The organism is Bradyrhizobium barranii subsp. apii, assembly GCF_011516635.5.
Classification (GTDB): domain Bacteria; phylum Pseudomonadota; class Alphaproteobacteria; order Rhizobiales; family Xanthobacteraceae; genus Bradyrhizobium; species Bradyrhizobium barranii.
Window position 1 is genome coordinate 8924601 of the sequence record NZ_CP096255.1, and the last position, 24261, is coordinate 8948861.

Annotated in this window: 20 protein-coding genes; 11 read left to right on the top strand and 9 right to left on the bottom strand. The window is 64.7% G+C overall.

Annotation, left to right across the window (positions count from 1 at the left end; genetic code table 11):
* Window positions 1-112: 112 nt before the first annotated feature.
* The 3 genes from HAP41_RS42750 to HAP41_RS42760 all read right to left on the bottom strand — a co-directional run bounded on the left by HAP41_RS42750 (window position 113) and on the right by HAP41_RS42760 (window position 5609).
* Window positions 113-883, bottom strand: coding sequence for a TIGR02186 family protein (locus HAP41_RS42750; protein WP_166076505.1), 771 nt, complete (start codon window positions 881-883; stop codon window positions 113-115).
* Entirely contained in the window at window positions 880-1797 is a 918-nt protein-coding gene (locus HAP41_RS42755) for a sulfite exporter TauE/SafE family protein (RefSeq protein WP_028151638.1), read from the bottom strand. Before HAP41_RS42755 ends, HAP41_RS42750 begins: the two co-directional genes overlap by 4 nt.
* 299 nt (window positions 1798-2096) lie before the next feature.
* Entirely contained in the window at window positions 2097-5609 is a 3513-nt protein-coding gene (locus tag HAP41_RS42760; protein ID WP_166076473.1) for a tetratricopeptide repeat protein, read from the bottom strand.
* A gap of 319 nt (window positions 5610-5928) precedes the next feature.
* On the opposite strand from HAP41_RS42760, the gene HAP41_RS42765 reads away from it, so the two are divergent.
* On the top strand, window positions 5929-6678 hold the full coding sequence (locus tag HAP41_RS42765) for an outer membrane protein (RefSeq protein WP_166076433.1): 750 nt from the start codon (window positions 5929-5931) through the stop codon (window positions 6676-6678).
* A 13-nt stretch (window positions 6679-6691) separates the two neighbouring features.
* Here the strand turns inward: HAP41_RS42765 and HAP41_RS42770 are convergent, their stop codons facing one another.
* On the bottom strand, window positions 6692-7282 hold the full coding sequence (locus tag HAP41_RS42770; RefSeq protein ID WP_028159994.1) for a PadR family transcriptional regulator: 591 nt from the start codon (window positions 7280-7282) through the stop codon (window positions 6692-6694).
* A 179-nt stretch (window positions 7283-7461) separates the two neighbouring features.
* Here HAP41_RS42770 and HAP41_RS42775 point away from each other — a divergent pair, with 179 nt between their 5' ends.
* From HAP41_RS42775 to HAP41_RS42790, 4 genes are all read left to right on the top strand, one after another.
* Window positions 7462-7848 carry a nuclear transport factor 2 family protein gene (locus HAP41_RS42775; protein ID WP_028151642.1) on the top strand — a complete coding sequence of 129 codons (387 nt, stop codon included), beginning with the start codon at window positions 7462-7464 and terminating at the stop codon, window positions 7846-7848.
* A 40-nt stretch (window positions 7849-7888) separates the two neighbouring features.
* The gene (locus HAP41_RS42780) at window positions 7889-9679 is read left to right on the top strand and encodes an acyl-CoA dehydrogenase C-terminal domain-containing protein (RefSeq protein ID WP_166076431.1); all 1791 of its coding nucleotides are present in this window, start codon (window positions 7889-7891) and stop codon (window positions 9677-9679) included.
* Between the two features lie 69 nt (window positions 9680-9748).
* The gene (locus HAP41_RS42785; protein ID WP_166076430.1) at window positions 9749-10957 is read left to right on the top strand and encodes an acetyl-CoA C-acetyltransferase; all 1209 of its coding nucleotides are present in this window, start codon (window positions 9749-9751) and stop codon (window positions 10955-10957) included.
* Between the two features lie 154 nt (window positions 10958-11111).
* On the top strand, window positions 11112-13325 hold the full coding sequence (locus tag HAP41_RS42790; protein ID WP_166076419.1) for an FAD-dependent oxidoreductase: 2214 nt from the start codon (window positions 11112-11114) through the stop codon (window positions 13323-13325).
* A 450-nt stretch (window positions 13326-13775) separates the two neighbouring features.
* Here the strand turns inward: HAP41_RS42790 and HAP41_RS42795 are convergent, their stop codons facing one another.
* From HAP41_RS42795 to gstA, 3 genes are all read right to left on the bottom strand, one after another.
* Window positions 13776-14084: a hypothetical protein gene (locus HAP41_RS42795; RefSeq protein WP_166076407.1), complete on the bottom strand. Its 309-nt coding sequence runs from the start codon at window positions 14082-14084 to the stop codon at window positions 13776-13778.
* A 199-nt stretch (window positions 14085-14283) separates the two neighbouring features.
* Complete coding sequence (locus tag HAP41_RS42800; protein WP_166076357.1) at window positions 14284-14736, bottom strand: hypothetical protein; 453 nt, start codon at window positions 14734-14736, stop codon at window positions 14284-14286.
* A gap of 12 nt (window positions 14737-14748) precedes the next feature.
* A complete protein-coding gene (gene gstA / locus HAP41_RS42805) occupies window positions 14749-15363 on the bottom strand; it encodes a glutathione transferase GstA (protein WP_166076325.1) in 615 nt (204 codons plus the stop codon).
* A 127-nt stretch (window positions 15364-15490) separates the two neighbouring features.
* Between gstA and HAP41_RS42810 the strand changes: the two genes are divergently transcribed.
* The 3 genes from HAP41_RS42810 (at window position 15491) to HAP41_RS42820 (ending at window position 18136) form a co-directional block, all read left to right on the top strand.
* Window positions 15491-15985 carry a MarR family winged helix-turn-helix transcriptional regulator gene (locus HAP41_RS42810; protein WP_014498535.1) on the top strand — a complete coding sequence of 165 codons (495 nt, stop codon included), beginning with the start codon at window positions 15491-15493 and terminating at the stop codon, window positions 15983-15985.
* Window positions 15986-16086: 101 nt separating this feature from the next.
* Window positions 16087-17457: a glutamate--cysteine ligase gene (locus tag HAP41_RS42815; protein ID WP_038933719.1), complete on the top strand. Its 1371-nt coding sequence runs from the start codon at window positions 16087-16089 to the stop codon at window positions 17455-17457.
* Between the two features lie 112 nt (window positions 17458-17569).
* On the top strand, window positions 17570-18136 hold the full coding sequence (locus HAP41_RS42820) for a PAN domain-containing protein (protein WP_166076302.1): 567 nt from the start codon (window positions 17570-17572) through the stop codon (window positions 18134-18136).
* Window positions 18137-18163: 27 nt separating this feature from the next.
* Here the strand turns inward: HAP41_RS42820 and HAP41_RS42825 are convergent, their stop codons facing one another.
* A complete protein-coding gene (locus HAP41_RS42825) occupies window positions 18164-18397 on the bottom strand; it encodes a hypothetical protein (protein ID WP_166076273.1) in 234 nt (77 codons plus the stop codon).
* Between the two features lie 205 nt (window positions 18398-18602).
* Here HAP41_RS42825 and HAP41_RS42830 point away from each other — a divergent pair, with 205 nt between their 5' ends.
* The 3 genes from HAP41_RS42830 (at window position 18603) to HAP41_RS42840 (ending at window position 22379) form a co-directional block, all read left to right on the top strand.
* The gene (locus HAP41_RS42830) at window positions 18603-21119 is read left to right on the top strand and encodes a glycogen/starch/alpha-glucan phosphorylase (protein ID WP_166076244.1); all 2517 of its coding nucleotides are present in this window, start codon (window positions 18603-18605) and stop codon (window positions 21117-21119) included.
* A gap of 125 nt (window positions 21120-21244) precedes the next feature.
* The gene (locus HAP41_RS42835) at window positions 21245-21559 is read left to right on the top strand and encodes a hypothetical protein (RefSeq protein ID WP_224580591.1); all 315 of its coding nucleotides are present in this window, start codon (window positions 21245-21247) and stop codon (window positions 21557-21559) included.
* A gap of 4 nt (window positions 21560-21563) precedes the next feature.
* Complete coding sequence (locus tag HAP41_RS42840; protein WP_166076216.1) at window positions 21564-22379, top strand: acyl-CoA thioesterase; 816 nt, start codon at window positions 21564-21566, stop codon at window positions 22377-22379.
* 232 nt (window positions 22380-22611) lie between these two features.
* Here the strand turns inward: HAP41_RS42840 and HAP41_RS42845 are convergent, their stop codons facing one another.
* On the bottom strand, window positions 22612-24228 hold the full coding sequence (locus tag HAP41_RS42845; protein WP_071916914.1) for a phosphoenolpyruvate carboxykinase: 1617 nt from the start codon (window positions 24226-24228) through the stop codon (window positions 22612-22614).
* Window positions 24229-24261: the final 33 nt, after the last annotated feature.

Genomic DNA, 24261 nt, shown 5'->3' on the forward strand with positions numbered 1-24261 from the left:
CGTCATGGCCGGGCTTGACCCGGCCATCCACGTCTTTGTCGCCGCACTTGAGAACGTGGATGCCCGGGACAAGCCCGGGCATGACGGCGAGTGAGTGGCTCGCGCGGGTAACTCAATCCTTCCGAAACACGATCGACGCCATCCACCCCGTCATCAGCGCCATCGCGGCCGTCGCGAGGCCATAGATCAGCCCGTGCTGCCGCGCGCTGGTCGCGACGAACTGCTCGAAGCCCACCTTGACGATCTCGAACGCGGTCTCGGTCTTGGTGACCAACGCGCCGTTCGCGAACAGCTTGATTTCCACCTCATAGGTGCCGATCGGCACCTCCTCCGGCAGTGGAATGCCGGTGCGGAACAGCGTCGGTGTCAGGAACGTCACCGCGCTCGGGTCCTCGCGATAGAGACCTTTCTGGGTTCGCAGGCGGATGAAGGCCGAGCGGAACGCATCGTTCGGCACCACGTCGGCATAGTCGCCGCTGACCCGTTGGGTCAGCAGCACGTTGTTGAGCCCGATCTGCTGCCGCCGCGCGATCTCGGGCGAGGTGATGACATCGAAGGGGCGGTTGGCGAACAGCGCGAGATAGCTCGGCACCGCCAGGAACTGCCGGTAGTCGGTGTTGATCCAGATGCCGAAGGTACGCTCCTTGCGCCGCGTGACCATGTCGGCGCGCGGGCCCATCACGGTGACGACGAGATCGTAGTTCTTGCGGTCCGCAGGCGTGGAGGCGTCCTTCTCGACCGAGCCGAACAGCACCAGTTCCTCGCCGGAATAGTTCGGCGTCACCGTGACGCGGTGGTTGGAGACCGACACGATCAGTCGCTCGGCGCGCGCCGCTGAGCCCAGCAGCAGGACGAGAAGGATTGCGAGAGCTGCGCGCATCATCCGCTCACTCCCAATTCACGGATGGTGAAGAGATCCTCGGGCCGGATCACCAGCTCGATGGCGAAGCGGACGCCGACCGAAAGGATCAACAGGCCCAGCAACAGCCGCAGCTGCTCACCCCGGATCTTCTGGCCGGCGCGGGCGCCGAACTGCGCGCCGGTGACGCCGCCGACCATCAGGATCAGCGCCAGCACCGCGTCGACAAGGTGATTGGTCACCGCGTGCAGCAAGGTCGCGAACAGCATCGTGACCAGCGTCAGGACCATCGAGGTCCCGATCACGGTCGAGGTCGGCACCCGCAGCAGATAGATCATGATCGGCACCAGGATGAAGCCGCCGCCGATGCCCATGATGGCGCCGATGAAGCCGATCACGATGCCGACGATCACGACCGGAATGACCGAGAGGTAGATCTTCGAGCGCTTGAACCGCATTTTCAGCGGCAGGCCGTGGATCCAGTTGTGCGTGCGCCGTGGCGGCACCGCGCCGCGACGGGTCCGCATCAGGGCGCGCAGGCCCTCGGAGAACATCAGGCTGCCGACCGTGGTGAGCAGCACCACGTAGGACAACGCGATCATCAGATCGAGCTGGCCGAGCGCACGAAGCTGCGTGAAGGTCCAGACCCCGAGCGCCGTGCCGGTGACGCCGCCGCATAACAACACACTCGCCAGCGCCGGGTCGATCGCACGCCGCCGCCAGTAGGACAGCGCGCCGGAAAAGGAGGAGGCCGCGATGTGGCTCGCAACGGAGGCGACCGCGACCGCCGGCGTGATCCCAATGAAAATCAGGAGCGGGGTCATCAGGAAGCCGCCGCCGATCCCGAACATGCCGGAGACGAAGCCGACCGCCGCGCCCATCGCCAACACCAGGAAGATGTTGACCGGCAGATCGGCGATCGGGAGATAGAGCTGCATCGAAGGACCACACTCCGGCGAAATGGATCGATTGCGCGGAAATGCTCGCCGGACGGTCGGAACGATTGCCGCGCCCTTCAATAGCGGAATTCGTTGTCGGGCGGGACCATGAATTTAGGGCGTGGTGAATGCGGCGCGCGAGCTGTCTCCCCTCACCCTGAGGAGCCTGCGCAGCAGGCGTCTCGAAGGGCGAGGCCCGGATCGGTGGTCGGGGCCTGCATGGTTCTCGCGGCGATGCGAAGCATCGTCCGCTACGCGCGCCAGGGCGCGCTCCTCACCATGAGGAGTGAGAGTGCGCTCTAGTGCGCCGCTGACGCCGAGCGCTTGGTCGCGACCGGCTTCGGCGCGGGCTTTGCGTTCGCCTGCGGCGCGCTGTCCCAGCCGCCGGCAGGCGCTGTAACATTGACGGCGTCGTCGGGCTGCGGCTCCGCGCTGAACGTCTGGATCGCGAGCTTGGCGGCGGCGAGCGACTGCGGATCGAGCCGCTTGGCGACGTCGTCGCGCTTGCCGGACGCATCCGCGTCACCCTGGGCGGCCGCGAGAGTGAACCATTTGTAGGATTCGGCGAGGTTCTGCTCCACGCCGATGCCGCGGGCATAGAGGATGCCGAGGTTGAACTGGCTGTCGGCGACGCCGCGATCGGCGGCCTTGCGGAACCACTGCGCCGCGCTCTTGTAATTGGCGCCGCGTCCGCCGCCATCGGCGTCGAGCACCGCGAGATTGTGCATCGCCTTGGCGTTGCCGCGCTCGGCGGCCTGCGTGTAGTAGCGGCGGGCGATGTCGGCGTCCTTCTTCACCCCGAGGCCCTTCTCGTAGAGCGTGCCGAGGCGGAAGGTCGCGGGCACCACGCCGGCCTGCGCCGCGCGGTCGTACCATTTGGCGGCTTCATCGTAATTCGCGGCGACGCCCTTGCCCTCGGCAAAGCGCACGCCGATCTCGTAGGCCGCGGTCGCATCGCCCTTCATCGCGGCGGTGCGCAGCACCGGACCGCCGATGCCGTCAGGGAGCTTCTCGCTCGGCGGCACCTGGATCATACCGAGCCTCGCGCGGCTCGCGCCCGACAGCGCGCCGGTGACGTCGTTGCTCGCCGCAGGCGGTGGTGGCGTCGCGGGGACCGGCGGGATTTCGACCGAAGCCGAGCTGCCCGACCCTGCCACGGGAGCGGGCGCGGGATTATTCAGCGACTGCTTCCCGATCGGCGTCGGCGAGGTCATCGACGGCGTGACCTGCTCGGGCGTGGCGGGCCTGGTCTCGACCGGCGGCGGCGGAGCCTGCGGCGCGGGCGCGCTCGACGAATTCTCCATCGCCTGCGGTGACGGCGGCGGGCTGCCGCCATCGAGCAGGTTCATCGCCATCTTGAAGGTGCCGAGCACGATCACGACCACGCTGGCACCGACCAGCAGCGAGCGGATCTTCGAGGTGATGGTCGAGCCGCCTTCCTGGCCCTTGTCCTTGGTGCGGCCTGCGATGGCCGCCTTGGCAGCTGCCTTTGCACTTGCCTTGGCACCGCGAGCCGGTTTTTCCGGCTGCGCGGCGGCGGCCTGCGCGGCGCGGCGTGCGGCCGCGATAAAGCTCGACGACGACACCGGCTCTTTCGGCGCGGCGGGGATTTCGCTGATCGCGCTTTCGGACGCGGCAATGCGCTCCGAGGGCGTGGCGACGCGGCCGCCCGGCCGTGTGCCCGGCTCGAGCGGATGGTCCGGCGGCAATTCCGGTGCGAGCGCGGCGCGCGCGGGCGCCGTGTGCGGCTCGAGGATCTCGTTGATCGCACGCGGCGGAACGGGCGGTGCCGTTGGCACCGGCGGCGGCGCGGCCGGTGCGGCGGCATGGAATTCGCGCGGCGCGGCGACGAAAGCGCCCTGTGGCGGCTGTTGCGCGGCGGCCGGGTTCTGCAGCTCCGGCTTCGGATCGTATTTCGGCTGCTGCTGCGGCTGCTGCCACGGCTCGCGCGCGACAGGCGGGGGCTCCATGGGCGCGGCCATTGGCATCGACATGGACGTCGAACTGGGCATTGGCTGCGGTGCGAGTGCCGGCGGCGTTGTGCGCACCGCGCGCAGATCACCCTCGATCATCGAGAGGCGATCGACGACATGGCCGAGCGCGCTGTGGACGGCCTCGAGCGAATCCTGGGTGCTGCGATTGGTCTCGGCCTGGCTGAAGCGGATGTCGGAGAGCTCGCGCTTGACCAGATCGACCATGCCGGAATCGGCAGACGGTGCCGAATTGCGGCTCTCGGCGAGGGCGGAATAGGTCGCCTGCTGCCGTTCCAGATGCCGCAGGATGTCGTGCAGCCCGTCCTCGACGCGGCTTAGATTGCCGTTGCGCGGATCGGAGGCGGCTTCGATCCGCTCCAGCAGATACGAGACCCGCTGTTCGAGATGTGCAAAGGTCGACGCGGAATCGTTGCCGACCTGCATGCGGTCGAAACGGTCCGACAGCGCGCGGATCGCGGCTTCGAGATGCTCGCTGCTCTCGGTGGGCTGCGGCCGCTCGCGCGTTTCCAGCGCCGCGGTGAGCGCCGCGATGCGCTGCTCCAGCACGGCGAAGCTGTCGCTGGGGCCGGACGAGCGGGTGACCTGGTCGACCTTGGACGACAGCAGCTGCACGTCTTCGGAAAGACGCGCCAGCGCTTCGTTGGAGGCGACGTTGGAGACGATGCCGCGCAGCGCCGAGATCGCGCCTTCGAGCTGGCGTACCGTCGACGGGTCGTCATTAGCGCGCAGGATCAGATCGAGCTTGGCGCCGAGGTTGCGGATCGCCTCGTCATAGCCGGTGAGCTGCTCGGCCGGCGTCAGCGTGCGCAGCACCTGCTTGATCTCGGACAGCGCGTGCTCGATGCCCGACAGGACCTGGCCGTCCGTCCCGGACGAGCGGGTCTCGTCGATGCGACGATGCAGCGAGCGGATCTCGTTCTCGATCGATTCGATCGCGCGGCGCGGCATCGCCTCGGTGATGGCGTGGCGGATCTCGGCAAGCTCGCTGCGGAAGGCGTTGATCGCCTGCTCGGTGTTGTCAGGGCGCTGGAGCGACTCGATCTGGCTCGTGATCTTGAGCAAATGGCGCTCGAGCGACGAGAAATCCGGCCCCGGCTGCGGGGGCGGCGGTGCATAGGCAGGCGCGGGCGGCGCCATCGGGGGCGCGAAAGGAGCTGCCGTCGGTGCAATCGAGGGCGCTGCGCGTGGCGGTATCTGCCGCGGCGTAAAGCCGTCGAGCTCGCTCTGCCGGGCCGTGATCTCGGCGACGGCAACGTCGAACGACGCGGGGCTCAAGGGAGGTGAATTGCGATAGACCTGTGCGGCCGCGCGCTCGACCATATCGGCCTGGCGCTGGCGCGTCTCGACGGGTGCCGGAGCCGGTGCCGGCCGCTGAGGCTGCTGCGGCTTTGAGATTTGCGACAGCCGCGCATCGAGCCGCGAGATCGCGTCGTTGAGCTGGCGCGCGACGCCCTGCTCGCGCGAGACGTCTGGTCGCGACGCGTCCTGTCGTGAAGCGTCCTGGCGCGGCGCGGGCTTTGAAATCCGTTCGATCTGCTGGGTGATCGCGTCGAGCCGCTGGTGGATATCGGCGACGTCGCGGCTCTCCTGGCTCGGCATCTGTTGCGGGCGCTGATCCTGGCGCTGCTCTTGACGCTGGTCTTGACGTTGTTCTTGGCGTTGATCGTAAGGTCCGCGAAAATTCGGCAGGGCCGTCTCGCCGAGCGTGGAGTTCAGCCAATCGTTGAGTGACATGCCGGCACGACGCGCAACAGCTTCGGCCCGCTCCCTGACGGATGGATCGATGCCGTCAACACTCCACGATACGCGCGAATTCATGACTCTGTCCGGTTCCGACTCCGGCGCCCCACCCGGCGCCTCCAGCCTCCCCACGCGTGCCGGTTGTGAAGACAATCGGATTTGGCGCGGGTCGTCTGCCTCGAAAACCGACTTTTTCCTGTTACGGTAAATAACGGGTTAAGGAACGCGTTGCCGGTGTCTTAAAGTTGGGCGCCGGGAACCCGATTGCCGCCGTTGGCCCCGCCCCAAAGCTGCGTCCCGACAAAGATTTCGCCACGCGCCCGACCCGCACGTCTCAATGGATAGAGAGCGGCCCGATCCACGGGCGGGTTCTTGCCTGACTGGATTGTTGGCTGACATGAAAAGGTTGCTCGTGGCCGCGATGGCGGCCGGACTGGCATCGCATGCTGTTGCCGCCGATGCCCCGGCGGCAGCGCCTGCGGTGAAGGCACCGGCGCCCGCGGGATACAATTGGACCAGCTGCTATGTCGGCATCCAGGGCGGCGGCAACTGGGGCAAGAGCGAGCATGTCCGGCGCGCCGGCGACGACTCCGGGCCAACGATCACAGGGACTTTCAATCTCAGCGGTGCTGCCGTCGCGGGCGGTGTCTTCGGCTGCGATTTCCAGATCGAAAAGACCGTGCTCGGCTTCGAGAACGACGCGTCATGGACCAACCAGCACGGCAAGGTGCAGGATCTACCGCCCTTCAACGTCGGGGTGACGAGCGGCACGCGGGAAAAATGGATCGATATGTTCCGCGGCCGTGTCGGTTACGCGCTCGATCAGTTCCTGATCTATGGCACGGCCGGTATCGCCTTCGCGGGCACCGAGGTCACCGTGTCCAACCAAGTGGTGCAGGTCACCAGCTCCCATCCCCGCACCGGCCTGGCGGCCGGGCTCGGTGGTGAATGGGCGGCCTATGTCGATACCTGGGGCGCCGTGACCCTCAAGCTCGAATATGTGCACGTCGATTTTGGCAGCAAACGATATGTCGATCCGCCGATCAGCGGCGCCGTCACCCGCGACGTCCGGCTGACGGACGACATCGTCCGCGCCGGCGTCAATGTCCGCTTCAACTGGGATAGGCCGGTCGTCACGAAGTACTAAGGGCGCTGAAGAGCTAGCCTTTCCCTTCGCGCTTGCCGTCCTCCAGCGGCACGACCGTGCCCTTGCCGCTCATCGCCGATAGCGCCTGGAGCGCTTCTTCGCAGAAATCGGCCACCATCTGCTCGTGGCGGGCACCGAGCTGAAGCAGCAGCAGGTTGCCGAGGTCGAGCACGCCCGACGCCGAGCCCTCCGGAAATCGCTTCTTGAGGATCCGCTCGTAATTTTCGTGCCGGTCGCGGTGGTGCTCCAGCCGGGCCATCAGATCGGTGCGCATGGGCTCGATGTCGATGCTGTCGAGCGCGTGCAGCCGCACCAGCAGGTCGTCCTTGATCGAGGGCGGTGTGCTCGGACGCGCGGCCCAGTGCCGCAGCGCTGTTCGGCCCTCGGGAGTCAGCGTATAAATCAATTTGTTGGGCTTGCCCGACTGCACGACCTCGCGGCCCTGGATGTAACCACGGTCGCGCAGCTTGGAGAGTTCGCGGTAGATTTGCTGGTGGTCGGCTTTCCAGAAGAAGCCGATCGAGGAATCGAATGTCTTGGCGAGCTCGTAGCCCGTCATCGGACGTTCCGTCAGGCATGCGAGGATTGCGTCGCCGAGCGCCATGGCACCAGCTCCCTTTCGAGGTCCCGACCAATTGACTTGACTTTATGCACATCGATGCATATGCGTCAATGTGCATATGAAGCGGGCTTCAGACCCGCTGTACCAGCCCTTCGCGCTACTGTGCATGGGGTTGTTTTCGAGTTTTTTGCCAAGGCCTTTATCTAGGGAGCACCCTGACAATGACCGGCCTCGACTCCTGGTATGCCTTTATGAAGTCCCACGACCGCGCCGCGCTCTGGGACCTGCTCCATCCTGACGCCGTGTTCGAAAGCCCCGTGGTGCATTCGCCACAGCGCGGCCGCGACATCACCTTCAAATATCTCGCCAGTGCCGAGAAGGTGCTCGGCGGTCCCGGCTTCACCTATGTCGGTGAGTGGAAAAGCGCCAATGGCGCGGTGCTCGAATTCAAGAATGTCATCGACGGCATCGAGATCAACGGTGTCGACATCATCACCTTCGATGCCGAGGGACGCATCACCCATTTCAAGGTGATGGTGCGTCCGCTCAAGGCGATCAATATGCTGCACCGCCTGATGGCGGAGCAGTTGGCCGCCGCCCAGTCATAAGCCAACATCATCACTTCAGACCGCCTGCCGGGAGACCATCATGCCGATCTATAAAGCCCCCGTCGAAGACGTGAACTTCCTGCTCAACGACGTCTTCCAGATCGACCGCTACGACAATCTGGCCGGCTTCTCCGATGCGTCGAGCGACGTGCGCGAAGCCATTCTTGGCGAAGCCGCGAAGCTTGCAGAAGAAGTGCTGCAGCCGCTCAACCGCGTCGGCGACCTCGAAGGCTGCAAGCGCGCCGATGACGGCAGCGTCACCACGCCGAAGGGTTTTAAGGACGCTTTCAAGCAAGTGGCAGAGGGTGGCTGGCTTGGCCTGTCGGCGCCGACCGAGTTCGGCGGCCAGGGCCTGCCGGTGACGCTGAGCCAGGCGGTCAACGAATTCCAGATCTCCGCCAACATGGCGTTCTCGATGTATGGCGGCCTCACCATGGGCGCGACCGCGGCGCTGATCGTGCACGGCTCGTCCGAGCAGAAGCAGACCTACGTGCCGAAGATGGTGGCGGGCGAGTGGACCGGCACCATGAACCTGACCGAGCCGCATTGCGGCACCGATCTCGGCATGCTCCGCACCAAGGCGGTCCGCCAGCCCGACGGCAGCTTCAAGATCACGGGCACGAAGATCTTCATCTCGGCCGGTGAGCATGACCTCGCCCCCAACATCATCCACCTCGTGCTCGCCCGCATCGAGGGCGCGCCGGCCGGCATCAAGGGCGTGTCGCTGTTCGTGGTGCCGAAATTCCTGGTCAATGCCGATGGTTCGGTCGGCGCCCGCAACGGCGTGGTGTGCGGCTCGATCGAGCACAAGATGGGCATTCACGGCAATTCCACCTGCGTGATGAACTACGACAGCGCCACCGGCTGGCTGATCGGCGAAGAGAACAAGGGCATGCAGGGCATGTTCGTGATGATGAACGAAGCCCGCCTCGGCGTCGCCGTTCAAGGTCTCGCGCAGTCCGAGGTCGCCTATCAGAACGCCGTCGCCTATGCCCGCGAGCGCATCCAGGGCCGCTCGCTGACCGGCGTCAAGGCGCCTGACAAGCAGGCCGACCCGATCATCGTGCATCCCGACGTGCGCCGCACGCTGCTCTCGATCCGCGCCTTCAACGAGGCGGCGCGCGCCTTCGTGATGTGGACCGCGCTGAAGAGCGACGTCGCCCATCGCTCCGAAGATCCCAAGGACCGCCAGGCCGCCGACGACCACATGGGCCTGATGACGCCCGTGCTGAAGGGCTTCCTCACCGATTACGGCTTTGCCAACGCGGTGCAGGCGCAGCAGATGTATGGCGGCCACGGCTACATCGCCGAGCAGGGCATGGAGCAGTTCGTGCGCGATGCCCGCATCGCCATGATCTATGAAGGCGCCAACGGCATCCAGGCGCTCGACCTCGTCGGCCGCAAGCTGCCGCGCGACGGCGGCCGCGCCATCATGGCCTTCTTCGGCGAGGTCATGACCTTCGCTAAGGAGAACGGCGGCGATGAGGGGCTCAAGCCATTCATCGCCCCGCTCTCGGCCTCGCTCGGCCATCTCCAGCAGGCCACGACTTGGCTGATGCAGAACGCGATGGCAAAGCCCGACAATGCGGGCGCTGCCGCAACCGATTACCTGCATCTCTTCGGCTTCGTCACGCTCGGCTACATGTGGGCGAAGATGGCCAAGGTGACGCAGGCCAAGATTGCCGAGAGCGGAGCGACGCCCTATCTCTCGACCAAGCTCGTCACCGGCCGCTTCTTCATGGAGCGCATGCTGCCGGAGACCGCCGCCAATCTCGCCCGCATCCAGGCCGGCTGTGCCACCATCATGGAACTGCCGGCGGAAGCTTTCTGAGGCTTCCCGCTTCGCCAATGATCCGACCGCGCCGCGGTCGTAACCAATAACTGCAATCAGGAGGCTCCCATGGCAGATGCCTATATTTACGACCACGTCCGAACCCCGCGCGGCCGCGGCAAGGCAGACGGTTCGCTGCACGAGGTGACGGCGCTCGCGCTCGCCACCGTGCCGCTGAAGGCGCTGAAGGACCGCAACAATTTGCCGGAAGATTCCGTTGACGACGTCGTGCTCGGCGTGGTCGACCCCGTCGGCGAAGCCGGCAGCGACATCGCGCGCTTCGCAGCGCTCAAGGCCGGCCTCGGCGAAGCCGTGCCCGGCGTGCAGATCAGCCGCTTCTGCGCTTCCGGCCTCGACGCCGTGAATTTTGCCGCAGCCCAGGTGATGAGCGGCCAGCATGAGCTGGTGATCGGTGGCGGCGCCGAATCCATGAGCCGCGTCGGCATCGGCGCCTCCGGTGGCGCCTGGCCGATGGACCCGTCGATGGCGGTGCCGGCCTACTTCATGCCGCAAGGCGTCTCGGCCGATCTGATCGCCACGAAGTACGGCTTCTCGCGCGACGACGTCGACGCTTATGCCGTGCAGAGCCAGCAGCGCGCCGCCAAGGCCTGGGACGAGGGCCGCTTCAACAGGTCCGTCGTGCCGGTGAAGGACATCAACGGCCTCACCATCCTCGCCAAGGACGAGCACATGCGTCCCTCGACGACGATGCAGTCGCTGGCGCAGCTGCAGCCGTCGTTCACGATGATGGCGCAGATGGGTGGCTTCGACGGCGTCGCCGTGCAGTCGCACCCCGAAATCGAGCGCGTCAATTACGTGCACCATGCCGGCAATTCGTCGGGCATCGTCGACGGTGCCGGCGCCGTGCTGCTCGGCAGCAAGGAAGCGGCCAGCAAATACGGCCTGAAGCCGCGCGCAAAGATCCGTGCGTTTGCCAATGTCGGCTCGGAGCCGGCGATGATGCTGACCGGTCCGGTCGACGTCACCGAGAAGCTGTTCGCGCGTTCGGGCATGAAGAAGTCGGACATCGACCTGTTCGAGCTCAACGAGGCCTTTGCCTCGGTCGTGCTGCGCTACATCCAGGCCTTCGACATCGACAACGCCAAGATCAACGTCAATGGCGGCGCGATCGCGCTCGGTCATCCGCTCGGCGCCACCGGCGCGATGATTTTGGGCACCGTGCTCGACGAGCTCGAGCGCACCAACAAGTCCACCGCCCTTGTGACGCTGTGCATCGGCGGCGGCATGGGCACCGCGACCATCATCGAGCGCGTTTAACGAGCTGCCGTCGGGTGGGCAAAGCGAAGTGTGCCCACCATTGCTGTCTCCGCGAAAGATGGTGGGCACGGCGCAAGAGCGCCTTGCCCACCCTACGAGATCTTAAGTCAACCGCCGCGCCTGAGATCGGCTGCGGCACCGAGGAGCAACCAACATGGCTTACAAGAATTTCAAGGTTGAGACCGATTCCGACGGCATCGCGCTCGTCACCTGGGACATCCCGGGCCGTTCGATGAACGTGCTCGACGAGACCTCGACCAGCGAGCTCGATGCGATCGTCAAGGAAACCACGGCCGACGCCGCCGTGAAGGGCGTCGTCATCACCTCCGCCAAGGAGGCGTTCTGCGCCGGCGCCGACCTGTCGATGCTCGAGGGCATGAACCAGGCCTACGCCAAGGTCTTGAAGGAGCAGGACGAGACCGCCGCGAACCAGATGCTGTTCGACCAGAGCCGGCGCTTCTCGCAGGTGCTGCGTTCGATCGAGACCTCCGGCAAGCCGTGGGCGGCCGCGATCAACGGCCTCGCGCTCGGCGGCGGGTTCGAGATCACGCTGTGCTGCCACTATCGCGTGGCGGCGGAAAATCCCAAGACGCGCCTCGGCCTGCCCGAGGTCAAGGTCGGCCTGTTCCCCGGCGCCGGCGGCACGCAGCGCGTGCCGCGCCTGGTGCCGCCGCAGGACGCGATGACGATCCTGCTCAAGGGCGATCCGGTCACGGTCGAGAAGGCCAAGGCGCTCAATCTGATTCACGCCATCGTTCCCGCAGGCGACCTCGTCAAGGCGGCGAAGGACTGGATCAAGGGTGGCGGCAAGGCGGTCGCGCCCTGGGACGAGAAGGGCTTCAAGCTGCCGGGCGGTCCGGTGTTCTCCAAGGCCGGCATGATGATGTTCCCGGCTGGCAACGCGATCTATCGCCGGGAGACCTACGACAATTATCCGGCCGCGCGCGCGATCATGAGCTGCGTCTATGAAGGGCTGCAGTTGCCGATCGACGCCGCGCTGCGCGTCGAGTCGCGCTACTTCACCTCGGTGCTGCGTTCGAAGGAAGCAGCCGCGATGATCCGCAGCCTGTTCCTGTCGATGCAGGAGCTGAACAAGGGCGCGCGCCGTCCGAAGGACGTAGCCCCGACCAAGGTGAAGAAGATCGCCGTGATCGGCGCCGGCTTCATGGGCGCGAGCGTCGGCTACGTCTCGGCCCGTGCCGGCCTCGACGTTGTCCTGATCGACCGCGACCAGGAGAGTGCCGACAAGGGCAAGGCGCATGCGCAGAAGGTGATCGAGGAGCAGATCAAGAAGGGCCGCGCCAAGCCCGGTGACGCCGACGCGCTGCTCGCGCGCATTACGCCGACTGCCGATTATGCTGCACTCAAGGACGTCGACCTCGTCATCGAGGCCGTGTTCGAGGATCGCAAGGTCAAGGCTGATACCTTCGCGAAGGCGCAGGAGCATATGAAGCCGGACGTGATCTTCGCGTCGAACACCTCGACGCTGCCGATCACCTCGCTGGCCGAGGGCTTCAAGGACCAGGGCAAGTTCGTCGGCATCCACTTCTTCTCGCCGGTCGAGAAGATGATGCTGGTCGAGATCATCAAGGGCAAGAACACCGGCGATCTCGCTCTGGCGACCGCGCTCGACTACGTCCGGCAGATCGGCAAGACGCCGATCGTCGTCAACGACAGCCGCGGCTTCTTCGCCAATCGCTGCGTTGGCCGCTATGTCGCCGAAGGCAACGAGATGTTCCTCGAAGGCGTGCCGCCGGCGATGATCGAGAACTGCGCCAAGATGGCCGGCATGCCGGTCGGTCCGCTCTCGCTCTCGGACGAAGTTGCACTCGACCTCGGGCTCAAGATCATGAAGGCGACGGAAGCCGATCTCGGCCCCAACGCCATCAACCCCGATCAGAAGAAGTTGATGGTGGAGATGGTCGAGAAGCAGGGCCGTCTCGGCCGCAAGAACAGCAAGGGCTTCTACGACTACCCCGAGAAGGGCAAGGGTCAGAAGAGCCTGTGGCCGGGCCTCTCGGCGCTGCAGCCGAAGCAGCTCGATCCCGACACGCTCGACATCGAGGAGCTGAAGCAGCGCTTCCTGGTGGTGCAGGCGGTGGAAGCCGCGCGCACGGTCGAGGACCACGTCATCACCGACCCGCGCGAGGCGGATGTCGGCTCGATCCTCGGCTTCGGCTTTGCGCCGTTCACCGGCGGCACGCTGTCCTACATCGACTTCATGGGCGCGAAGAAATTCGTCGAGCTCTGCCACAAGCTGGAGGCGAAGTACGGCTCGCGCTTCAACCCGCCGAAGCTTCTCGAGGAGATGGCCGCGAAGGGAGAAACTTTCTACGGCCGATTCGCGCCGAAGAAGGCTGCAGCCTGACCACCCAAGATCATTTGAGAAAAAAGGCCGGATCGTCGATCCGGCCTTTTTGTTTGGGGAGACGTCATCACGGTTGCGTCAGATTTGTTCCCGGCTTGTGGAACCAATCACAGAATTCGCGTAGGACCCGTGTCAGAGTCCCCCGCTGCCGTGGTGTCGCGCAATTGTCATAGGCGTGTCGAAGCGGCGCCGTTCTTTTGCTCGGCCCTGGCACTAGTCTTGCTCCGGGTCAGGGTTCCGCATCCGGTTGGGACACTTGCCGAGCCATCGGCAGGTTGAAGACAAAATAAGAAAGTATCCTTGATGAACTCTTTGGTGCTGCGGAAGACCGCGCTCGGTCGCGATCTCACCGCGAAATATGCTGTTGGACCCACAACTGGCCGCCTCTCGCCGCAACAGAAGCCGGCGCGCCTGCGCCGCAAGGGGCCGATGCTTTGGGCCGCTTTGGCGTTACTTGTGCTGGCGGCGGATTTTATGCTGGCTTCCCTCGCCTGGCTCGCCGTCGACTTCGTCATGGGCTGAGACCGCCCGCGCGTGCAGCAGGTAGGCCGCCGCGAAGTAGGCGAGCTGGCAGACGGCAAGACAGATGGCGATGACGGTCACACCCGCCATCATGCCGAATTCGTAAGCGCGAAGAATGATTGCCGAGAAAACTGCGATCGCCGGCGCAATCAATATCAGCGCCCAGATCCTGAAAGCATAACCTGTCGCTATTCCCACCAATGCACTTGCGACGATCAGGACCAAGGCAATCGTCAAGTTCAACTCCGATGAAATAATCCTCTAACAATTCCGCCAAGCTCGCGCGCTTTACGGGTACTGACAAGACAGCACTACTTACATTCGGCGAACAGTAGTTCATAAGTCTAATGATAGGTACGATGATCCGGCGAGATGGGTTCGCGCCCAGCCCGCCCCAGGGCAAATAAAACGGGCCGGATCGACGATCCGGCCCGTTTTATTTGCGGTCTCCGAGCGGCGAGAACGCCCGGCCCAAGACCGCATCGTCGGCAAGACTCGCTCTCCAGCTGCCTTCATCGCCGCGGCCAATGCGAACCTCGAAGCGCCAGCCATTCTGGTTGGTGAAGGCGATGTCCGCTACGCCCTTCTTCCTGGCATAGCTGCACGGATATTCGGTCGGCCGATCGGGAAAGACGATTTTTCCTTCCTTGCTCTCGAACACGGCCGAGGTGACCTGCGGATGGACCATGAAGATGCAATTGCGCTGCGGCAGGTCCGGCGTCGACAAGCCAAGCATCGCGAGCGGCGCGCCCGCGACGGTCATAAGGACGATCATGCTCATCGCGGCGGCTGTCTCATGGAGGCGCTCCGCGATTTCGACGTGGCCGCCGATCGAATGGTTCACAACGAAAAAGGCCGGATCGTCGATCCGGCCTTTCGATTGTTGCATCTTGCGATGCGCTTACTTCGCCTGCGCAAGGCCTTCCTTCTTCAGCGCCTCCTGCACCTGCGGCCGCGCTGCGACGCGAGCCTTGTAGGCGGTCAGGTTCGGCATGGCCGAGAGGTCGAACTTCATCCGATCGCCCCAGGTCAGCATCGTGAAGAGATAGCCGTCGGCCACCGTGAACTGCTTTCCCATGAGGTAGTCGCGGCCGGCGAGCTGGCTGTCGATGTATGTCAGCTTGCCCATGACGCGGTCCTTGAAGAAGGCCTTGGCCTCGTCGTTCAGCGCCGGCGCGAACAGCGGTCCGAAGCTCTTGTGCACCTCCGAGGTGAGGAAGTTCAGCCATTCGAGCAGCTTGTAGCGCTCGGTGCTGCCATGGGCCGGTGCCAGCGCCTTGGCGGAGGCCTGATCGGCGATCATCTGGACAATGACCGGGCCTTCGGTCACGATCTCGCCGCTGTCGAGGCCCAGCGCAGGGACCTGGCCCTTCGGGTTCAGCTTCAGATAATCCTCACCATTTTCGAGCTTCTTGGCCCGGATATCGACCTTGACCAGCTCATAGGGCAGGCCGGCTTCCAGGAGCGCGATGTGGGGGGACAAGGAGCAGGCGCCGGGCGAGTAATAGAGTTTCATGGAATTTCTTTCTCTTGACGCTTGGTTGGGGCGAAGGAACGCCTACATGCATTTGCATCCAATAGTCAAGATTGATGCAGGTGCATTGAGTGAGGTAAGAGACGGAACGACGAGCTTGAGCGGGACCATGAAACGCAAACCATCGACCGAGGCAACTTCGGCCTGGATCCGCCTGATGCGGGTGCAGAGCCGCGTGCTCGATTGCGTCGAGCAGGACTTGAAGAAGGCGGGGTTCCCGCCGCTGGCCTGGTACGACGCGCTGCTCGAATTGTCGCGAGCGCCCTCGGGTGAGCTGCGGCCGGTGGAACTCGAGCGGCAAATGCTGATCCCGCAATACTCCACGTCGCGCCTGATCGACCGCCTGGTCGACGAGGGGCTCGCCTCCCGGCGCGAATGCAAGATCGACAAGCGCGGCCAGTTCGTGGAGATCACGGAAGCCGGCCGCGAGTTGCAGAAGCGGATGTGGGGCGCCTATTCGGCCGCGATCGAAAAGTATGTTGGCTCGAAACTGTCCGATGCGGATGCCGTCAAGCTCAGCGGTCTGCTCGATCGCCTCGGCTGCTCGTGTGGCGAGATGAAACTGCCGCCCGTCCACGTCAACGAAACCACGCCGTCGCGATGATCTTGCGGCACACCAGCTCGTCCGTGCACCCCCTGGGTTCGCGGACCACCCCGTCACCCGCGCGCCTTCGATCGAAGCGCCCTTTTTGATTAGAGTTTGATATGGCGCGAGACCAGATCGATATGACGCCGCTGCAGTCGCGCGACGAGCTCGTCGCGTGGTTCGAGGCCGGCTGCAAGGACCCGTCCGAATTCCGCATGGGCACCGAGCACGAGAAGACGCCGTTCACGCTCGAAGGCCACCGTCCGGTGCCTTACGAGGGTGCGCGGGGCATCGGCGCGCTGCTCGAAGGCATGAAGCTCCTGCTCGGCTGGGAGCCGATCATGGAGAAGGGCAACATCATCGGCCTCTACGACGTCACCGGCGGCGGCGCGATCTCGCTCGAGCCCGGCGGACAGTTCGAGCTCTCCGGCGCGCCGGTCGAGAACGTGCATCAGACCCAGAGCGAGCTGATGGCGCATCTGGCGCAGGTGCGCGAGATCGCGACCCCGCTCGGCATCGGCTTCCTCGGGCTCGGCATGACGCCGTCCTGGTCGCGCGCCGACATCCCGGTGATGCCCAAGGGCCGCTACAAGATCATGACCAATTACATGCCGAAGGTCGGCCAATACGGCCTCGACATGATGTACCGGACCTGCACGGTCCAGACCAATCTCGACTTCTCCTCCGAAGCCGACATGGTCAAGAAGCTGCGCGTCTCGCTCGCGCTGCAGCCGGTCGCGACCGCGCTGTTTGCCAATTCGCCGTTCACCGAGGGCAAGCCGAACGGCTTTCTGTCGTTCCGCTCCGAGATCTGGCGCGACACCGACAATGCGCGTTCGGGCATGATGCCGTGGGCGTTCGAGGACGGCATGGGTTTCGAGCGCTATGTCGACTACGCGCTCGACGTGCCCATGTATTTCGTCAAGCGCGACGAGGATTACATCGACGTCTCGGGCTCCTCGTTCCGCGCCTTCTTCGACGGCCGCAACAACAATCTGCCCGGCGAACGTCCGACGCTGTCGGACTGGGCCAACCATCTTTCGACAATCTTCCCGGAAGTGCGCCTCAAGCGCTATCTCGAGATGCGCGGCTCCGATGGTGGCCCGTGGGGCCGCCTGCCGGCGCTGTCGGCTTTCTGGGCCGGGCTGCTCTACGACGATGTGTCGCTCGATGCCGCCTGGGACCTCGTGAAGCACTGGACCGCGCATGAGCGCCAGGCCCTGCGCGACGACGTGCCGCGGTTCGGCTTCAAGGCGCGAATCAAGGACCGCTATCTGTTCGAGATCGCCAAGGAATGCCTCGTTCTGGCCCATGCCGGCCTGCGCCGCCGCGGCCGGATTGACCAGCTCGGCCGCGACGAAACCCGGCATCTGGAGCCGCTCGATCGCATCATCGATTCCGGCCGGACCCCAGCCGAGGAGATGCTGGAGAAGTTCAACGGCGCCTGGAACGGCTCCGTGGAACCGGCCTACGCGGAATACGCGTTCTAGGCCAGAGGCCGACGACCAGGACCGGAGCCGTTCATCGCCCATACAGGTTTGCGGCGATCAAATGACCGGCTGAAAAAACCTGAGCGCCGTCAATAACTCGAAAGCTGTTCCAATGGGGAAGGGCCGCCTGCGTGGGGCCGTCATGGCAAGCGTCGTGGCCTGCACCACGTTGCTTGCGCTCGTGTTTGCGAGCGCGCCTGCGCGCGCCCAGACGGCGTTCGACCGGCCCGGCGGCGACTATTTCAGCTCGCCAGTGACGTCAGGTGACCCCGAGGATTGCGCGCTGCAGTGTGAGCGTGACCGCCGCTGCCGCTCCTGGAGCTTCAACTATCCCGACGTCGAAGGCGGCTCGGCAGTGTGCTGGCTCAAGAACACGGTGCCGCCGCGTGTCCCGGGCAGCTGCTGCATCTCCGGTGTGCGTGGCGCCGGCGTGATCGAGCCGCGGATCGAAGGCGTTGAAACGTCGATCGACCGCCCCGGCGGCGACTTGCGCAATTTCGAGATCAAGGACGGCGAAGGCGAAGAGGCCTGCAAGGCCGCCTGCATCGCGGACAACAAGTGCCGCGCCTTCACCTATTCCCGTCCCGGCTACACCGGCCGTGAAGCGCGCTGCTTCCTGAAAAAGGAAATCAAGCCGCCGCGCCGCAAGGCGGGCTTCACGTCGGGCGTGGTCAGATAGCGCGCTGCGAATCCGGCGACCCGCTCCTCAATTCGCCGCCGAGACCAGCCTGTCCCCGCACGCATTCACGTAGAACTTGCCGCCGCATTGGCGCTTGATGGCGGCGCAGCGCACCGCGGGAGACGCATTTTCCGGAACGCTGAAGCCGCAGCTCAGGCCGTCGGCACTGCGGCCCGTCTTGCCGGCGGCAAAGGCGGCGCTGGAGGCGGTGATGCAGACGACGAGGAAGGCTGCGGCGGCGATTTCGATCAGCAGTCTCATGGACGTTTCCTCCACACTGATGGCTGAATCGGCCCTCAATCTAGCACCGAATCCGCATCTCTCCGTACGCTTCCGGGTTCCCAAATCGGCCCGTTCCTTGCATAAATTTACGCCAGCGCAGTGCACGGCCGCGCCAGGGATGGTTCCGGTGCAGGGGCAAGACGCGTAGAGTTAGTGGTGTTCTCGCGACCAGGAAGTGACGGCCTTGCAAGATCAATCGTTCCAGCCAAGTTTGCCGGCCTCCGGCCAGCCCATCGACGAACTCGCGCTGGCTGACGTCAAGGGCGCGATCCTGGCGAAGCTGCGCCTTGCCATCGGCAAGGATGCGGGCATGGCCACCAAGCACGACTGGTACCAGGCCGCAGCGCTCGCGCTGCGCGACCGCATCGTGCATCGCTGGCTCACGGCCGAGAAGCACAGCTACGATGCGGGACGCAAGCGCGTCTATTATCTCTCGCTCGAATTCCTGATCGGCCGCCTCTTCACCGACGCGCTGAACAACATGGGGCTGCTCAAGATCTTCGAGGTCGCGCTCGGCGATCTCGGCGTGTCGCTGCCTGAGCTCCGCAAATGCGAGCCGGATGCCGCGCTCGGCAATGGCGGCCTGGGGCGGCTCGCCGCCTGCTTCATGGAGAGCATGGCCACGCTCTCGATCCCCGCGATCGGCTACGGCATCCGCTACGATTTTGGCCTGTTCCGCCAGATCATCAATCAGGGCTGGCAGCAGGAATATCCGGACGAATGGCTGAGCTTCGGCAATCCCTGGGAATTGCAGCGGCCCGAGGTGATCTATCACGTCCATTTCGGCGGTGGCGTCGAGCATGTCGACGACAAGGGCCGCGACCGCGCGATCTGGCACCCGGCCGAGACCGTGCAGGCGATCGCCTATGACACGCCGATCGTCGGCTGGCGCGGCCAGCACGTCAACGCGCTCCGCCTGTGGTCGGCACGCTCGCCCGATCCGTTGAAGCTCGACGCCTTCAACAAGGGCGACTATGTCAGCGCCAGCGCCGAGCAGTCGCGCGCGGAAGCGATCTGCAAATTCCTCTATCCGAACGACGAGAGCCCGGCGGGACGCGAGCTGCGGCTGCGCCAGGAGTATTTCTTCGTCTCCGCCTCGCTGCAGGACCTGGTCAATCGCCACCTGACCTCCGATGGCCAGCTTCGCAGCCTCGCGATGAGGGTCGCGGTCCAGCTCAACGACACGCATCCGAGCCTCGCCGTCACCGAGCTGATGCGCATCCTGGTCGACCTGCACAATTTCCGCTGGGACGAGGCCTGGAAGATCACGGTCGCAACTCTGTCCTACACCAACCACACGCTTTTGCCCGAGGCGCTGGAGACCTGGCCGGTCGAACTGTTCGAGCAGCTGTTGCCGCGCCATCTCGAGATCATCTACCGCATCAACGTGCAGCATCTCGCGCTGGCCGAAGCGCGCGCGCCCGGCGACATCGATTTCCGTGCCTCGGTTTCGCTGATCGACGAGAGGAGCGGACGCCGCGTGCGCATGGGCCAGCTCGCCTTCGTCGGCTCGCACCGCATCAACGGCGTCTCGGCGATGCATTCGGACCTGATGCGCGAGACCGTGTTCCACGATCTCAACCATCTCTATCCCGGCCGCATCACCAACAAGACCAACGGCATCACCTTCCGCCGCTGGCTGATGCTGGCGAATCCGAAGCTGACCGACCTGCTGCGCGAGACCTGCGGCGAAGCCGTGCTCGACGATCCGACCCAGCTCAGCCTGATCGAAGCCCGCGCCAGCGACGTCGAATTCCAGAAGAAGTTCCGCAGCGTCAAGCTTCACAACAAGACCGCGCTGGCGCGCCTGATCGGCGAGCGGCTCGGCATCAAGGTCGATCCGACCGCGCTGTTCGACGTGCAGATCAAGCGCATTCACGAATACAAGCGCCAGCTCCTCAACATCATCGAGACGGTGGCGCTGTACCAGGCGATGAAGGACGACCCCAACGGCAACTGGGTGCCGCGGGTGAAGATCTTCGCCGGCAAGGCGGCGGCGAGCTACCGCTACGCAAAATTGATCATCAAGCTGGTCAACGACGTCGCGGACGTCGTCAACAACGATCCCGCCATCGGCGGCAAGCTCAAGGTCGTCTTCCTGCCCGACTACAATGTCAGCCTTGCGGAGGTGATCATTCCCGCGGCCGATTTGTCCGAGCAGATCTCGACCGCCGGCATGGAGGCCTCCGGCACCGGCAACATGAAGCTGTCGCTGAACGGCGCGCTCACCATCGGCACGCTCGACGGCGCCAACATCGAGATCCGCGACCATGTCGGCGCGGAGAATATCGCGATCTTCGGCATGGAGGCCGGCGACGTGATGATCCGCCGCAAGCAGGGGCTGGATGCCTCCGACGTGATCCGCAATTCGCCAAAGCTCCAGCGCGCCATCAATGCGATCGGCACCGGCGAGTTCTCGCCCGGCGATCCCGGCCGCTTCGAATCAATCGCGCACGCGCTGCGCTATCTCGACCATTACATGGTCAGCGCCGATTTCGATTCCTATTACGAAGCCCAGCGCAGCGTCGACGCACGCTGGCAGGTGGCGCCGGCCTGGACGCGCGCCTCCATCCTCAATGTCGCGCGCATGGCCTGGTTCTCCTCGGACCGCACCATCCGCGAATATGCCGAGGAGATCTGGAACGTGCCGGTCAATCCGACCACGCCGCTGCTGCCAGATCTGCGCGACGTCGCGGGCTGATTTTCCGCAACGTGAAATCGGCGTTACCTGCGAGGTTATTGATTTGGCAGGATAGGCATCATATTACGGCTTGAGCTTTTTTTGGCCGGAGTCGATCGTGCCTGTCGGCGAGTATACGAGCCCGGATGGGCAGCTTCGATTGCTGGTCATATGTCCCGACGGGGACTGGACGCTGGGGTTCGACGGATTCTCCTGGCACACGCACGGCAGCATCCTTGCCAGTCTTTCAGGGCAAGGACGAGGAAGCTGCCATCAACGACTTCGTCGCCGATCTGATCAGCGGCAAGAGTATCATTGCGCTGAAGCGCATAGGAGGCTCCGTCGCGGATGCCTGGGTCACAGATGATCCGGCAGACGATGTGTTGAGTTCGCAGCAATATGGCCCTGGTGATGAGACGATGGAGTTTCGTCGTTGGGACGGAAGCTCAGTAGAGGTCTAATCCCATGCACGCCAAGCTCCCGCACCCGTTCGACGACGCCACCCGCATCACCGCCGGTGACAGCAGCTGGCAGGGGCACACCAGCGACGATTACTGGGCCTTTGTCGGCCCGTTCGGCGGAGCCACGGCCGCGACGATCCTGCGTGCGCTGATCGACCATCCGCAGCGCGCCGGCGATCCGCTGGCGCTGACCGTCAATTATTGCGCGCCGATCGCCAAGGGGCCGTTCGATCTGGACGTGCGGCTGGTGAAGGCCAATCGCTCCAGCCAGCACTGGAGCGTCGAACTGTCGCAGGGCGGCGGCGAGGTCGCAACGCTCGCCACCGCCGTGTTTGCCGAGCGCCGGCCGTCCTGGGAGCACAGGGTGGCGCAATATCCGGATGCCACGGCGTTCGAGGCGACGCTGCCATTCCCGAAGATATCGGCATCCTGGGCCAACCAGTATGAATTCCGCTTCGTCGAGGGCGAGATGCGGATCGGGCCGCCGCAGACCGAGCTCGCTGGCACCTATTCCAAGCTCTGGATCGGCGACCGCACGCCGCGCAAGCTCGACATGCTGTCGCTGATGTCGATGTCGGACGCCTTCTTCGGCCGCATCTTCCACGCCCGGCGCGAGCTGGTGCCGTTCGGCACGGTGTCGCTGACGTCGTATTTTCACACCGGCAGCGAAGAGCTCGCCGCCGAGGACATCACGCGCGTGCTCGCGACGGCCGATTCGAAGATCATGCACAAGAGCTATGCCGATCAGAACGCCGAGCTGTGGTCGCCGAACGGCAGGCTGCTCGCGACCACGACGCAGATCGCGTATTTCAAGGCGTGAGGTCTCGCTCCGGCGTCGTCCCCGCGAACGCGGGGACCCATAGCCACAAGGAGCAGTTTGGCGAAGATTAGTAGTGATCAACGCCGCTACCCGCACTGCACTCCCTTGAGAGATCACGCGGTATGGGTCCCCTGCGTTCGCGGGGACGACACCGAGTGTGAGGTTCGCGCTACTCGCCACAAAAAAAAGGGCGGCCTCTCAGCCGCCCTTTTGCATTTCAAGCGATACGGACCTACTCCGCCGCGAGCTTCACGTCCGGCGCGGCTGCGCGCACTTCGGCGTCGACCTGGGCTTCGAACTTGGCAAAGTTCTTCTGGAACATGCCGACCAGCGCGCGGGCGGTCTTGTCGAACTCGTCCTTGTCCTTCCAGGTGTTGACCGGGTTCAGGATCTCGGCCGGCACGCCCGGCAGCGCGGTCGGGACCGCGAAGCCGAAATATTTGTCGGTGCGGAATTCGACGTTGCGAAGCGAGCCGTCGAGCGCGGCGGTGAGCAGCGCGCGCGTCACCTTGATCGGCATGCGCGAGCCTGTGCCATACTTGCCGCCGGTCCAGCCGGTGTTGACCAGCCAGCAATCGACATTGTGCTGGGCGATGAGGTCGCGCAGCATGTTGCCATAGACGCTGGGGTCGAGCGGCAGGAAGGGAGAACCGAAGCAGGTGGAGAATTCCGGCTGCGGCTCGTTGCCGAGACCGCGCTCGGTACCGGCAACCTTGGCGGTGTAGCCGGACAGGAAGTGATACATCGCCTGCGCCGGCGAAAGCTTTGCGATCGGCGGCAGCACGCCGAAGGCGTCGGCTGCCAGCATCACCACGTTCTTCGGCTGCGGCGCGCGGCCGGTGCGCGAAGCGTTCGGGATGAAGTCGAGCGGGTATGCGGAGCGCGTGTTCTCGGTCTTGGAGCCGTCGTCGAAATCGACGATTCGGGTGTCTTCGTCGAGCACGCAGTTCTCGAGCACCGCGCCGAAGCGCGTCGACGCCGCATAGATCTCGGGCTCGGCTTCCTGCGAGAGCTTGATGCACTTGGCGTAGCAGCCGCCCTCGAAGTTGAAGACGCCGTTCGGGCCCCAGCCATGCTCGTCGTCACCGATCAGCGTGCGGTTCGGATCGGCCGACAGCGTGGTCTTGCCGGTGCCTGATAGCCCGAAGAAGATCGCGGTGTCGCCATTGGCGCCGACATTGGCCGAGCAGTGCATCGGCATCACGCCGCGCTCGGGCAGATAGTAGTTCAGCGTGGTGAAGACGGACTTCTTCATCTCGCCGGCATAATAGGACCCGCCGATCAGGACGATCTTGCGGGCGAAATCGATCGCGACGACGTTCTCCGACTTGCAGCCGTGGCGTTTGGGATCGGCGCGGAAGCTCGGCATGTCGATGATGGTGAGCTCCGGCGTGAAGCTCGGCAGCTCGACCGCCTCGGGGCGGATCAGCAGCGTACGGATGAACAGCGAGTGCCAGGCGAGCTCGGTGAACACGCGGGTCTTGATCCGGTAGGCCGGATCGGCGCCGCCATAGAGGTCCTGCGCGAACAGGCTCTTGCCTTCAGCGTGCTTGAGGAAGTCCTGGTAGAGCGTCTCGAACTGCTCGGCGGTGATCGACTGGTTGCCGGCCCACCACATCTTCTTGTCGGTGGTGGCGTCACGCACCGTGAACTTGTCCTTCGGGCTGCGGCCGGTGAACTCACCGGTGTCGGCGCAAAGCGAACCGTCTGCCGACAGCACCGCCTCGCCCGCAGAAAGTGAGTATTGATAGAGTTGCGGCGCGCCGAGGTTCCAGTGAACCCGTTTGAGATTCTTTAAGCCGAATTTGTCGGCACCGAAGGCACCGTTGCGCACGCCCGTCTCTTGCACGAAAAATCCTCCTAGAACCCGCGACACTCAGCG